Source organism: Actinomadura craniellae, from assembly GCF_003289645.1.
Lineage (GTDB): Bacteria > Actinomycetota > Actinomycetes > Streptosporangiales > Streptosporangiaceae > Actinomadura_D > Actinomadura_D craniellae.
On the sequence record NZ_QLYX01000001.1, the window covers coordinates 682,907 to 695,745 of the forward strand.

Consider the following 12,839-nt stretch of genomic DNA (forward strand, 5'->3'; position numbering starts at 1 on the left):
CACGGTGACACCGACGATCGGAGGCCACCATGCACATCGTTCCGCGACAGGTCCGATGAACCACCCGAACCCGGCATGTGGTGGCAGGATGAAGATCGCATAGGTCCGCGGGTGGCGAGGAGAGCATGGACGACCGGGAGCTGAAGCTCAACTCGCTGTCGCGGTATTCCAAGGACTCGCCGCTGTTCATCCTGGAGGAGCACGGGCACTGCGAGGTGCCGGCCGGCTGCGGAGGGGTGGTGCTGCGCTGGCGGAACCCGCGGGCCGGGGTCCCCTTCACCATGTGGCTGCACACCGCCGGCGACTGCGCCTTCCGGCTGGACGGGGCCGAACCGCCCTCGTCCCGGCCCGTGGTCTCCTACGGGGAGCACGTGCTGGCGTTCACGCTGTCCGGCGTCGACCCGGACTTCATGGTGCTGATGTTCGCCGGAGGGCACCGGCCAGAGGAGCGCCGCAACGTGCGCCGATCCCGTCCCGACCCGGTGGAGACGACGATCGTCTCGGCGGCCGACGGAAGCTGGCGGTACTCGCTCGCCGAGCCCGCGGACGACACCTGGATGCACGCCGGGTTCGACGACTCCGGCTGGTCACCCATGGTGCCGCAGGAGGAACGGCCGCCACCCGACGAGCAGGGCCGGGACCGCGACGCCTACCGGGTGGGGAGGCTGGCCGAGTTCGGCGCGGCAGGTCTGGGAGTGGCGGGGCGGGGCGAGCGGATCTGGGTCCGCAAGGCCTTCACGATCCCGGCGCCGGAAGAGGAGGCGTGATGGTGGTGGACCGTGCCCCGCTGGTGCTCGTGCGGCAGTTCTTCGGTTGCCTGGTGTTCGACCGCCGGACCTCGCGTTACCTGCCGTTCGACGCCGATACCACCGCGCTGCTGGTCCGGCTGCGCGACGTGCCGGTCGACGACGTTCTGGTCGAGACGGCCGACGCCGGGGAACGCGAGCGGATCCGGCGCTTCTTCGAGCACTTCCACGAGTTGGGCTTCTTCACCGTGGACGGGAGGTTCGCGGGCACGATCCTGTCGGGCGCGCACGTCCCGCCCGGCCACCTGACCGGGCCGCTGGCGGTGCACCTGGAGGTCGTGTCGGCCTGCAACCTCACCTGCACGCACTGTTTCGCCGGCGAGCTGCCCCGCCGCGAGCGGCGGCTGACCCTGGCGGAGATCGACCGGCTGTTCGCCGAGATGGCGGCGCTGGGCAGCTTCCGGATCGGGCTGACGGGCGGGGAACCGCTGCTGCGCAAGGACCTCTTCCAGATCATCGACCTGGCCCTGGAGCACGGCCTGGCCCCCTGCGTCACCACCAACGGCCTGCTCGTCACCGAGGAGATCGCCCGCGAGTTCGGTCGGCGCGAGCTGGCCTGGCTGAACGTCAGCCTGGAGGGCGCCACGGCCGAGACCAACGACCGGGTGCGCGGCGCGGGCACGTTCGAGAAAGTGCTGGACCGCCTGGCGGTGCTGCGCCGGCACGCCCGCTTCACCCTGGCCTTCACCATCATGAAGAGCAACGTCGCGGAGATCGAGGCGTGCGCCCGGCTCGCCCACGAGGTCGGCGCGGACACGGCTGTGTTCCGGCCGCTGTACCCGGTGGGCGTGGCCCGCGAGCACCTGGAGCTGATGCCGAGCTTCGCCGAGTACAACACGGCGCTGAACACGCTGGCCCGAATGGAGGACGACGGGTCGCTGGACCTGCGCCACATCGACTCGTTCGGCCCGCACTCCCGGCAGGAGACGCAGTCGGTGATCCACCAGAACTACGGGTGCGGCGCGGGCAACCTGGTGTGCTCGATCTCGGTGTCCGGTGATGTCAACCCCTGCAGCTTCCTGGGCCCGCGGTTCGTGGCGGCGAACATCCGTGACTCCTCGCTGGCCGAGATCTGGCACCACAGCGCCGGGTTTCGTGGCATCCGGGCGTTGCCCCGCGCCGAGCCGTCCGGCGAGCGGGGCCACACGGCCGCCTTCGCCGGCGGCTGCCGGGCCCGCGCACTGGTCCTCAACGGTTCGATCAACGCGCCCGACCCCTGGATCGAGGGTCAGGTCGCGCTGGAGCGGGCCGCGCCGGAAGCGGTGCACAACCCGCTGGCCGTCCTCGACGTGACGCCCCACCGGCGTACCGGGTGCTGCGGATGACAGGTACGGAGCACGACTGGCTGCTGGCCGACCACGGGACGTCGGGCGACCCCCGCGCGCTGCTCCGGCGGGGGCGGGAGCTGGCGGCCGCGGGGGAGACCCGGCTGGCCGCGACCGCCTACGACCGGGCCTACGGGCTGGACCCGGCAGACCCCGAGGTGGCCGGTGCCCGCCGCGCGTTGCTGGACGCGCTGGCCGTCGAGGAACACGGCATCAGGTTCCGCTACGTTCCCGCCGGCACCTTCCTGATGGGTTCGGAATCCGGTGACCCGGACGAGTGGCCGGTCCACCCGGTTCGCCTGGACGACTACTGGCTGGCCGAGACGGCGATCAGCTGGGCCTCCTACTGCGCACTGATGGGCTGGGAACTCCCGCCCGCCGGGCGCCCGCGGGAGACCGAGGTGGCGCGGGCGGCGATGTTCCACCTGGGGGAGGAGAACCGGATCCGCATGCAGTACTGCGAGGACGCGACCACGCGGGCCCGTGACTGGCACGCCCACATCCCCCCTGGAGAGGACGGCCGGCGGAGCGACCTCTTCGGCACGCCGCCGCGCGAGGACCCGGACCGGCCGTGGCGATACGACGCCAAGCCGATGGTGGCCGCCTCCTGGCAGGAGGCGGAGGAACTGTGCGAGCGGCTGAGCGGCGAGGCCGTCCAGTACCGGCTGCCCACCGAGGCGGAGTGGGAGCGCGCGGCGCGCGGCGGGCTGATCGGCTGCCGGTATCCGTGGGGGGACGAGCCGCCCACCCCGGAGCGTTGCGACTGCGACCGCTTCGACCGGCTCTCCCTCGTGCCGATGCGGAGCCTGCCGCCCAACGGCTACGGCCTGTACGGGATGGCCGGATCGGTGTGGGAGTGGACGGCTGACTGGTACGACCGGGACCGCTACCGGGAGAGCCCCGGGGCCGACCCGGCCGGGCCGGCCACCGGGCGGGAGCGGGTGTTGCGCGGCGGGTCCTGGGCCGACTGCGCCGAAACGGTCACCGTTTCGTTCCGGGCGTCCCGGGACTCCGGCGACTGGCGGTCCGGCGAGTGGGGCGATCACCTGGCTCCCAACATCGGCTTCCGGTTGTGCCGCACGGTGCGCGGCGATGCCGGGCCGGCGCGCTGAGGCGCGGGGCTGCGAGGGTCACGGCAGCCGCTTGATGTCGCCGTAGGCGCGGTAGAAGCCGCCGCGTTCGGAGACGCGGACCCCCTCGACCAGGTAGCGGGCGCCCGCCGCCCGGATGTCCTTGGGGAACTGCACCCGCCAGCCGGGGTCGTAGCCGGGGCTGGTCACCCGGACCCGGAGGCGGGAACCGTCCTGGTAGCACTCCACCACGATCCCGCCGTCGTCGGCGGAGGCGGTCTCCAGGGTGAGGGTGTGCTCCACGGTGGTGAGCGACGCGGCGGCCTTGACGTCGACCGGTTCGGGGACCGTGCCCTCCTGTGCCGCCCGGATCGCCTGTTCACCGGCGTCGATGCAGGCGAGCGCCCCGTCGGTGGTGACGATGTACAGCCGGTCGTCGATGAACTGCATGGACAGCGCCGAGCCGCAGCCGGTGCCGAGCTTCCACAGCCGCTCGCCGCCCTGGTCGAAGCAGTACACCGACGAGCAGTTGTCGCCCGCGAACACGTACCGTCCGCCGGGGGCGGTGGCGCAGGAGAACACCGCCGCGTCGCACCGGTACACGGCCTCGACGACGCCGTCGTCCTTGGCCAGCCGGTAGACCCGGCCGCGCCCGGTGCCGGCGTAGACCGTTTTCTCCTCCTGCCAGCCGAACAGGACGTTGCCCTCGACCTTGGTCTGCCAGCGCGGCCTGCCGTCGGCGGTGTCGTACCGGGCCACGCCGCGCGAGTGGCCGTGGTAGACGGCGTCGGCGTCGCAGCGGACCATCCAGGCGGAGTCGCCGTCGACGTCGCGCGCCCACTGGAACTCGTCCTCGTGGTCGATCGCGGTCATCCGCCCGCCCCGGTCGGAGACGCCGAGCACCGCGTCGTCGATGTCGAGCCAGTAGATGTCGACGTCGGCGGAGATCTCGTAGGCGACGCGGGGAACCTTGCCGCTGAGGTCGTAGACCTTGCCGTCGTCGCAGCCCGCGTAGATCCAGAAATCGTCGGCGACGATGCACTTGACCCCGTCGGGCAGCCGGAACCGGCCGGTCACGGCGCCGCCGTGGGTGATGGTGAAGACGTCGCCGCGCTGGTTCCCCACCCAGCACCGCTCGTCGTCCACGAAGATGCCGAACGCCGTCGAGCCGCTGGCGAACCGCCACAGCACGGGCGCCTGCCTGGCGGTGGACCTGCTGCTGGTGACGGCCCGCCGGGTGACGGGGCGGCGTTGCCGCACGCCCCGCACGGCGGGGGCGTATCCCTTGCGCAGCTTCTCGCCGACCTTCTTGGCCGCCGCCGCCTCGGCCTTCTGCAGGGTGCTGAAGTCGGTTGTCTTGGTCTGCCCCGGGGTGCCGATCCGGCCGTAGGTGACGGTGACCCGGGTGCCGGACCGGACGACCTCGTAGAACTTGTGCGCGCTCCCGCCGCCGTCCTCCGACAACTCCAGGTACGTGGTCTGCTCGGACATCACATGACCTTTCGGATCCGTCCACCATGATCGATGCCCGGAGCGTAGGGGGCGGGTCCGACAAACCACCTGAGCTTCGGCACGCCGGCGCGGCCCGCACCTGGCAGGTGCGGGCCGCGCGGTCGGAGTTCGGCCGGTCGCCGGTCAGGCGATGTAGACGACCATGATTCCCATGGCGCCCGGATCCACGTCCCTCATGTTGTAGGTGGTGTGCATCCGCACCTTGTCGAAGAAGGCGATGGGCATGTCGGGTTCACAGGTGGTGAAGTTGGCCACCGTCTTGTGGTAGGAGCTGAGCGGTGCGTTCGGATGCCCTGTTCGGGTGAGCACGTGGGCCTCGGCCGGATGCCCGGGTGTGCCCGCGCCCGGACCCGCCGGTCCGTGCGGTGTCCCCGCCTCGTAGCCGGGGATCGACGTGCAGTACCACTTCCCGTTGGAGGCGTTCTCCAGGGACACACCGAGGATGCCGTCGTGACCGTGGCCGCCGAGGCTCAGCACGGTGCCCCTGCGCCACAGCCGCGCCTCGTAGTGGGTGTCGGAGTAGCCGGCCGGCACCTCCTTCTCGGAGTTGCCGCACTGGTCGATGTCCAGCCAGTAGGGGTGGGCCTGCTTGGCCGACTTGACCCAGGTGAAGGTGTACTTGAACTCGACCGTCAGCGGCTGGTGGGTGTGGTTCATCAGGTGGTAGACCAGGCCCCACTTGTCGCCGGCGTTGACCCGGTAGCCGTACTGCCCGCTGGAGTGGACGCTGCCGAACGTGCGTTCGTTGCCGGCGGCGAAGAACCGTTCGTTCCCGCCTTGCATCAAGCCCAGCATGTTGATGTGTTTGCCCAACCCGGGCCCGCACAACGGGTCTTTCCGGCTGATGTTCATGTTCACCACGTGGTGGAGCATGCCGCCGGTCTCGATGTTGACGCTGGTGTCGGTCCCGGCGATGACCAGGTCGGGCAGGATGCCCGTGATGTAACAGTCCTCGCACGGCTTCTGGATCTTCATCTCCCGGCAGCCCGAGTACAGCTCGACGAAGATGCTGCAGGTGCCGTCGACGGCGACCTCGTTCTTCAGCTCACCGGCCGGGCCGTGCCCGTGGTCATGTCCCGGTGGGGGCTCCTGCGTCTCGGGGGCGGCGGGGATGGTGATCGGACCCCACTTGACCGTGGTGACGTTGTGCCCCGGAATGGGCTGCCACGTCGGCGGGTCGTAGGGCTGGGCGGCGGCCGACGGGGCGGCGGACGCCGTCGTGGCCGATGACAGCAGCGCCGCCGCGAGCAGCGTGGCGGCGGCCATCACCATCATGCGGAACCAGCTACGTGGTCTTCGCATGTTCTTTCTCCTTTCACACGGGGGCGGTGTCACGCGACTGATCGGTACCTCCATCGGTGTCTTTCGCGGGGTCGCCGGCGGCAGGTCGCGTCGAATGCTGAAACGGCTCTCCTGAAGTCGCTTTGCTGAGGTCTGCCATAGGGTGACGCCTGTTGGAACCTTCGTCAATAGAGATCAATTGACAACGAATATTCCGAGGTGTGTGTCGGTGTGCTAACTGTGTTGGCCGGCTGTCACCTGGTGGGTGGAGATCCTTTGTGCGGATATTTTCCCTGTTCAGCGGAGTGATCTCGCCGCCACTTAATAAGTGGATGCCATTCTCTGGCCTATTTTTATCTGTTCCCCGTGTGCATGGGTGTGGGGTTCTGTTGCGCCTTGAGGTCCTGTGTGTCGAGTGACAAAAAAACCGGGCTGCTCTGCGTCAGTGACCCAAAGACATCCCAGGGTGACGCACTTAACATGACAGTGAATGAATGATCACCATGGGCGGTAATGGCTGGGAGTCGAGCCGGATGACTTTCGGTCATTCCGTTCGTGCTGCACGCCGGGTGAGTTCACATGACAATGATCGCTGATCGGCCGAGCACGGCGGCGGCCCCGGCCGCCGCGCGCAGGCGTTCCGCCGAGCCGAGCCTGTGGCCGCTGGTGACCCGCCTGCATTTCTACGCCGCCCTGTTCGTGGCGCCCTTCCTGTTCCTGGCCGCGCTGACCGGGCTGGCCTACGCGTTCGCTCCGCAACTCGACCAGATCGTCTACCGCGACGTCCTGCGCGTCGAGCAGGTGACCGGCGACCCGCGCCCGATGCACCAGCAGATCCGGGCCGCCCGCGCCGCGCACCCCGAGGGCAGGATCGCCTCCGTCGTCCCGCCGGCCACCCCCGAGGAGACCACCCGGGTCGTGCTGGAGGTGGCCGAACCGGACGAGCGGCGGCGCAGCGTGTACGTCGACCCCTACACCGGCGAGGTGACCGGCGCGCTCACCACCAAGCTGGGCGGCACACCGATCACGACCTGGCTGAGCGAGGCGCACAGCAACCTGCACCTGGGCGCACCGGGACGCATCTACCTGGAACTGGCCGCCAGCTGGCTCTGGCTGGTCGTCGTCGCCGGGCTGCTGATGTGGCTCGGCCGCCGGCGCCTCTACCGGGGCAAGGCCCCGTTCTGGCGGGCGCTCTGGTACGACCGCTCCGGCCGCGGCGTTCGCCGCGACCGGAGCCGCCACGCCACCCTCGGCCTCTGGCTGTCCATCGGGGCGGTCTTCCTCAGCCTGACCGGGCTGAGCTGGTCCGACCACGGGGGCGCCCGGTTCGAGGCCGTCGAGCGGTCCCTGGGCGCGAAGGCTCCCGCCCTCGACACGGCCCTTCCCGTCCCCACGGGCAGGAAGGCCAGGCCACCCGGGGACGACGCGGCGACCGCCGGGGCCGCCGACCCGGCCCGGCGGGTCGGCCCGGTCCTGGCCGCCGCCCGGGCGGCCGGGCTGTCGGGACCCGTGGAGGTCGGCCTGCCCCGGGTGGACGGCACGGCCTGGACCGTCACCCAGACCGACAACCGCTGGCCGGTCCGCAAGGACCAGGTCGCCGTCGACCCCGCCACCGGCAAGGTCACCGACCGGGTCGACTGGGCCGACCATCCGCGGTCGAGCCGGCTGCGCTTCCTCGGCAGCCAGGTTCACCGCGGGCCGCTGTTCGGGCCGGTCAACCAGGCCGTGCTCGCCGTCATCGCGCTCGGCCTGCTCGTCGTGATCGCCTGGGGCTACCGGATGTGGTGGCGGCGCCGGCCCACCGGCGCCGAGCGGTGGACCCTCGGCGGCCGGCCGCCGCCCCGCGCCGCCTGGCGGAAGCTGCCGGTCCCGGTGCTCGTGACCGGGTTCCCCGTGCTGCTCGTCCTGCTGTGGGCGATGCCGGTGCTCGGCCTCAGCCTCGCCGGCTTCCTCGTGGCCGACGCGGTGGTGGGCGCCGTCCAGCGGCGGCGCGCCGCCGACCCGGCGCGCTGAGCCCGATCAGTCCGAGAGCGCGATGCCCCGCAGGAAGCGGTACGTCTCCTCCGTGGCGACGTTGACCCCCTGGACCAGGATCACCAGGTCCGGCCGGGGCCGCCACAGGACGATCGACTGGTGGTGGTGGCCCCGGCTGGTCGAGCCGGTGGCCGTTCCCCGGGGCACCCACACCGGACCGAACGGGCGCGCCTGGTCCAGCGTGTGGAGCGTGTCCCGGGTCGCCGACGGGTCCACCTTCCCGGTGGTCACGGTCACGATGATCAGCGGGACCTTCCGCCGCTGCCCGGGCGGGGCCGATCCGCGGTAGACCATCAGCCAGCGCCGCGTCCCCTCCGGCACGGGCCGGGTCTCCATCAGCCCGGGCCCGGGCAGGAGAGGTGTGTTCTCCTCGCGCAGGCCCGCGGGCACGTAGCCGAACTTGATCATCGCGGTGGGGTCGTAGGCGGCGGGCCGCCCGGCGGCCGTGGCCACCGGGGAGGCGGCGGGGGAGGGCCCGGGATCCCGCACGATCCCGGCGCCGAGGACGGTGGTGACGGCGACGGTGGCCACGGCGGCGCAGACCAGGGACAGCTGGGCCGCCCGCCGCGCGCGCCGGGGCGGGGCGCTGCCCATGATCACCCGCAGTGCCATGTCGTCGGGCAGTTCGACGTCCTCGACCAGGCCGTCGAGGTAGTCGCGGACGAGTTCCCGCGCCCGCTCGTCCGCGGGCTCGCCGGAATGTGCCGTCATCGTCCCGCTCCTCGCACCGGTTCGTTCGCCTGGTCGTCCAGCGACAGCTGCTCCCGCAGGGCCTTGAGGGCCCGGTGGGCCTGGCTCTTGACGGTGCCGACCGAGACGCCCATGAGCTTGGCGGTCTCGGCCTCGGTCAGATCCGCCCAGTAGCGCAGCACGATCACCGTGCGCTGCCGGTGCGGCAGCCGCTCGACGACCCCGCCCACGGCCTTGCGGGTGAGCATCTCGTCCCAGGGGGCGTAGCTGCCCCCCTCCTCGTCCCGGAGGCCGATGCGCTCGGGGCGCCGCTGGCGCTGCCGCCAGCTGTCGCGGGTCGCGTTCACCAGGGCGCGGCGCACGTAGCTCTCGGGGTCGCCCCGCCGGGCGATCCGGTCCCACTTGCGGTACACCCGTTCGAGCGCGCCCTGCAGCAGATCCTCGGCGAGGTCGTGGTCACCGGTGAGCGCCACGGCGAAGCGCAGCAGCCCCGCACCGCGTTCCTCCACGAACGCGGTGAAGGTCGCCGGATCTGCGTTCATGAAGCCTCCGTACTCGCGCCACCGTGGAGAACACGGCAGGTGCGGCCGGATGGTTGCACGTGCAGATCACATTTCCGGGAGAAAGTTCCGGGGCCGCGGTGCCGCCCGGTCAGCATCCCGGCAGGGTGCCGCCCGACCTGTTGTAGGTGATCCGGATGCCGTTGTAGTAGTAGTAACCCGCGCCGGAGGAGCGGGTGAAGCTGAGCGTTCCCGTCGCGCCGAAGTAGGTGACGGCGGTGCCGTTCGCGGCCAGGTAGTTGTCGGCCCGGCCCCGGGTGTTGGGGCCGACGACCCCGTCGGCGGTCAGCCCCTCGGCGCGCTGCCACTGCCGGGTCGCGGCGGCGGTGCCGCCGCCGAACACGCAGTCGACCTCGGACCAGAGCATGTTGTTGTCGGCGTACAGGATGTACTGCCACATGCCGGTGTAGTTGCCGTTGGAGTAACCGCATCCGGCGCACAGGGTGGCCTCGTTGCCGAGGTCGTCGGTGGCCGTCCCCGCGCCGTCGACGACCAGGTTCCCGGTGCCCAGCGCGGTCACCTCGCCCTCGGCGGGGACCTTCACGACCTGGTCGAGGGTGCCGGGGGCCGGCGGCTTGGCCTGGGCGATCACCGACCGGGTCTTCGCCGCGACCTTGGTGCCGTCCGCGGGCAGTGCCCGGGCGATCGCGGTCAGCTGGTCCCGGGTGACGGCGCCCTTCCCGATGACCTGGTAGTTCACGCCGGGACGCTCCGACCAGGTCACGATCGTCAACCCCGGTCCCCACTGGTCGGCGGTGCCGGCCACGACCGCGGGCCGCGTCCCCGCGCCGGGCCGGGGCACCCGCAGGCTGCCCAGTACCCGCGCGTTCGCGGCCACCGACGTCGCCGACGCGGTCCGGACCGCCCCCACCTCGCGCACGACGCTGACCAGGTTGCGGCCGTGGGTGAAGGTGAGGAGGTCGCCCTGGACCTTCTCCGCCTGGTCCAGTTCCGACGCGTCGGAGCGGGCGATGCGGTCGCGCGGCGCGTAGCCGGGCAGCACCTTGGCGACCACGGCCCGGACGTCCGTGGCGAAGTCGGCCCGGACCGCGGCGTGTCCCGCGGGGGCGAGCAGGGAGGCGACGCACAGCGGTGTCCCCAGGATCACCAGCCGGGCGGCCGCCGTGCGCAGTCGCTGTGCCAAGGTCTTTCCTCTCGCTCGTGAACTCGCCTGAGATGTACTAAGGATCTTCGAGTGACAAGAGTGGCACGAGCAATACGCGAAAGTGGCCTGACACGGCCAAGATGTGCGCAATGCACGATTCATTGGTATTCTCGCCAGGTGAGGAGATCCCTCAGGCCCTGGGGGCGGCGTCGCCGGGGGCGAGGACCTGGAGGATCTCGCCGTGGCCCTCCCAGCCCTCCCACAGGTCGCGGTGCAGCCGCAGGAGGCGCGAGCACCACTCGACCACCTCCTCCTTCGACCGCACCTGGTACAGCGCGTAGCCGACGATCTCCCTGCTCCCGGGGGAGGGACCGTCGGTCACGCCGAGCTCCCCGCCGGAGACCTCGATCCGCGCGCCCGCCGCACTCGGGGCGAGCCCGCCGCCGTCGAGCAGCACGCCCGCCCGGATCGCCGCGTCCCCGAGCTTCGAGATCTCCTCGAACAGCTCGGGCGGGGGTGGGGTCGCGGGCCGGGCGGCCTTCAGCAGCGCCAGGTAGCGCATCGTCGGATCTCCTCGCTCCGGGCCGGGTCCGGCCGACCGGGCCTCCACCTACTCCTCGAACGGCGGTCGCGGAAATCGACGGGCCGTACCGGATTCCCCGAAAAAACCGGGAGCGGCGCCCCGGCGTCAGCTGTGGGCGCGGGTGCGCAGCCGCAGCAGGACCAGCCCGACGGCCGACGCGATGAACGAGGCGGCCAGGACGGAGGTGGCGGCGTGTTCGGCCGCCACGGGGTCGTCGGTGGTCAGCCGGGCGATCAGCAGGCTGACGGTGTAGCCGATCCCGCCCAGCACCGCCACGGGCAGGACGTCCGCCCAGCCCACCCCGCTCGGGAGGGAGGCCAGCCGCAGCCGCACCGCCAGGTACGCGCCGCCGAAGATGCCGACCACCTTGCCGACCAGCAGGCCGAAGAAGATGCCCTGGGCGATCGGGTCGCTCACCGCCGTGCCGATCGCGCCGAGCCCGATGCCGGCCGCGGCCAGCGCGAACAGCGGGACGATGAGCCCGGCCGAGATCGGGTGCAGCCGGTGCTCCAGCCGCTCGGCCGGGGACTCCTTCTCCCCGGGTCCGGCGACGACCGGGGTGAGCAGGCCGAGGAGGACGCCCGTGACGGTGGCGTGCACGCCGCTGGCGTGGATGCAGACCCAGGCGGCCACCACCAGCGGGATCATCAGCGGCAGCGGGGTCCGGCGGTGGCGCTGGGCCAGCCAGTAGGCCCCGCACAGCGCCAGCCCGGCCAGCAGCCACAGCAGGTTGAGGCCCTGGGTGAACAGCACCGCGATGAGCGCGATCGCGCCGAGGTCGTCGATGACGGCCATCGACAGCAGCAGCACCCGCACCCCCGCCGGCAGTGCCGAGCCGGCCAGGGCCAGCACCCCCAGCGCGAAGGCGATGTCGGTGGCCACCGGGACCGCCCACGCCCCGCCGTCGGCGGCCCGCCCGCCCGAGACGGCCAGCGCGACCAGCGCGGGCACGATCATCCCGCCGGCGGCGGCCAGCAGGGGCAGCGCGGCGGCCCGCCATCCGGCCAGCTCGCCGACGGTCAGCTCGCGCTTGACCTCCATGCCCGCGACGAAGAAGAACACCGCCAGCAGCCCGTCGGACACCCACGCCGCGACCGGCAGGTGCAGGTGCAGCCAGTGCGGTCCGAGTTCCGCGCCCCAGATCTGCTCGTAAGCGCCCGGGGCGAGGTTGGCCCACAGCAACGCGATCGCGGTCGCCGCCAGCAGCAGCTTCCCGCCCGTGGTCTCCTCGCGCAGGAACTCGGCGAGCGATTCGGATCGCTCGTCCTTGCCGTTCGAGCGGCCGAACGGAAGGGACGGGCGAGGCATGCGCATGGGGGCGGCTCCTGATCCGAAGACGACGACGGCACCGCCGACCAGACTTCCCGGCACACCCTGCGCGAATCGGCCACGCATTGTCTCCACCCTAACCGCGGCCGTCACCTGCGATCACCGGCGGGGCGGACCGCCGGCAGGCGTATCGCCTTTGATTTATATAAGTCAATGCTTGTATTCTCGAGCAGTGCACGCGTTCGACGTTCTCGGCGATCCGGTGCGGCGCAGGATCCTCGAACTGCTCGCCGACGGGGAGATGACCTCCGGCGCGGTGTGCGCGGTGATCCGCGAGGAGTTCGGAATCTCCCAGCCGGCCGTGTCGCAGCATCTCAAGGTGCTCCGCGACGCGGGCTTCGCCACCGTCCGACCCGAGGGAACCCGGCGGCTGTACGCCGTGAACTCCGAACCGCTGCGCGAGGTGGACGCCTGGCTCGACCGCTTCCGGCGGTTCTGGACCCCCCACCTGGACGCGTTGGCCACGGAGCTGGCCCGCGGCAAACGCGAGCGCCGCCTCCGCGACGGCGGGAGCGGCCCGGCGGCGAGGACCTCGTGACCGACG

At 71.6% G+C, this 12,839-nt stretch carries 12 protein-coding genes; 5 read left to right on the forward strand and 7 right to left on the reverse strand.

Annotated elements, in window-relative coordinates; all coding sequences use genetic code 11:
- The first annotated feature begins 125 nt into the window (after positions 1-125).
- Genes DPM19_RS03045 through DPM19_RS03055 form a run of 3 tightly spaced genes read left to right on the forward strand, consistent with a single transcriptional unit; the run spans position 126 to position 3,243 of the window.
- Positions 126-767, forward strand: a complete 642-nt coding sequence (locus tag DPM19_RS03045) for a hypothetical protein (RefSeq protein WP_111863202.1) — start codon at positions 126-128, stop codon at positions 765-767.
- Positions 767-2,131, forward strand: coding sequence for a radical SAM protein (locus DPM19_RS03050; RefSeq protein ID WP_199484797.1), 1,365 nt, complete (start codon positions 767-769; stop codon positions 2,129-2,131). Before DPM19_RS03045 ends, DPM19_RS03050 begins: the two co-directional genes overlap by 1 nt.
- Positions 2,128-3,243, forward strand: coding sequence for an SUMF1/EgtB/PvdO family nonheme iron enzyme (locus DPM19_RS03055; protein WP_111863366.1), 1,116 nt, complete (start codon positions 2,128-2,130; stop codon positions 3,241-3,243). Before DPM19_RS03050 ends, DPM19_RS03055 begins: the two co-directional genes overlap by 4 nt.
- A gap of 18 nt (positions 3,244-3,261) precedes the next feature.
- Here the strand turns inward: DPM19_RS03055 and DPM19_RS03060 are convergent, their stop codons facing one another.
- Together DPM19_RS03060 and DPM19_RS03065 are read right to left on the reverse strand one after the other, a co-directional pair.
- Positions 3,262-4,692, reverse strand: a complete 1,431-nt coding sequence (locus DPM19_RS03060) for a WGR domain-containing protein (protein WP_111863203.1) — start codon at positions 4,690-4,692, stop codon at positions 3,262-3,264.
- A gap of 144 nt (positions 4,693-4,836) precedes the next feature.
- Complete coding sequence (locus DPM19_RS03065; RefSeq protein WP_146778726.1) at positions 4,837-6,015, reverse strand: hypothetical protein; 1,179 nt, start codon at positions 6,013-6,015, stop codon at positions 4,837-4,839.
- 558 nt (positions 6,016-6,573) lie between these two features.
- Here DPM19_RS03065 and DPM19_RS03070 point away from each other — a divergent pair.
- Entirely contained in the window at positions 6,574-8,007 is a 1,434-nt protein-coding gene (locus DPM19_RS03070) for a PepSY-associated TM helix domain-containing protein (RefSeq protein WP_199484798.1), read from the forward strand.
- Between the two features lie 6 nt (positions 8,008-8,013).
- Here the strand turns inward: DPM19_RS03070 and DPM19_RS03075 are convergent, their stop codons facing one another.
- The 5 genes from DPM19_RS03075 to nhaA form a co-directional block, all read right to left on the reverse strand.
- Positions 8,014-8,739: a hypothetical protein gene (locus tag DPM19_RS03075; RefSeq protein ID WP_111863206.1), complete on the reverse strand. Its 726-nt coding sequence runs from the start codon at positions 8,737-8,739 to the stop codon at positions 8,014-8,016.
- Positions 8,736-9,260 carry a SigE family RNA polymerase sigma factor gene (locus DPM19_RS03080; protein ID WP_111863207.1) on the reverse strand — a complete coding sequence of 175 codons (525 nt, stop codon included), beginning with the start codon at positions 9,258-9,260 and terminating at the stop codon, positions 8,736-8,738. Before DPM19_RS03080 ends, DPM19_RS03075 begins: the two co-directional genes overlap by 4 nt.
- Before the next feature lie 109 nt (positions 9,261-9,369).
- On the reverse strand, positions 9,370-10,422 hold the full coding sequence (locus tag DPM19_RS35605) for a peptidoglycan-binding domain-containing protein (protein ID WP_199484799.1): 1,053 nt from the start codon (positions 10,420-10,422) through the stop codon (positions 9,370-9,372).
- 151 nt (positions 10,423-10,573) lie between these two features.
- Positions 10,574-10,945 (reverse strand): YciI family protein, encoded by a 372-nt coding sequence (locus tag DPM19_RS03090; RefSeq protein ID WP_111863208.1) that lies wholly within the window; start codon positions 10,943-10,945, stop codon positions 10,574-10,576.
- A 126-nt stretch (positions 10,946-11,071) separates the two neighbouring features.
- A complete protein-coding gene (nhaA, locus tag DPM19_RS03095; protein ID WP_233509760.1) occupies positions 11,072-12,280 on the reverse strand; it encodes a Na+/H+ antiporter NhaA in 1,209 nt (402 codons plus the stop codon).
- Between the two features lie 187 nt (positions 12,281-12,467).
- On the opposite strand from nhaA, the gene DPM19_RS03100 reads away from it, so the two are divergent.
- Entirely contained in the window at positions 12,468-12,833 is a 366-nt protein-coding gene (locus tag DPM19_RS03100; protein WP_111863209.1) for an ArsR/SmtB family transcription factor, read from the forward strand.
- Positions 12,834-12,839 lie beyond the last annotated feature (6 nt).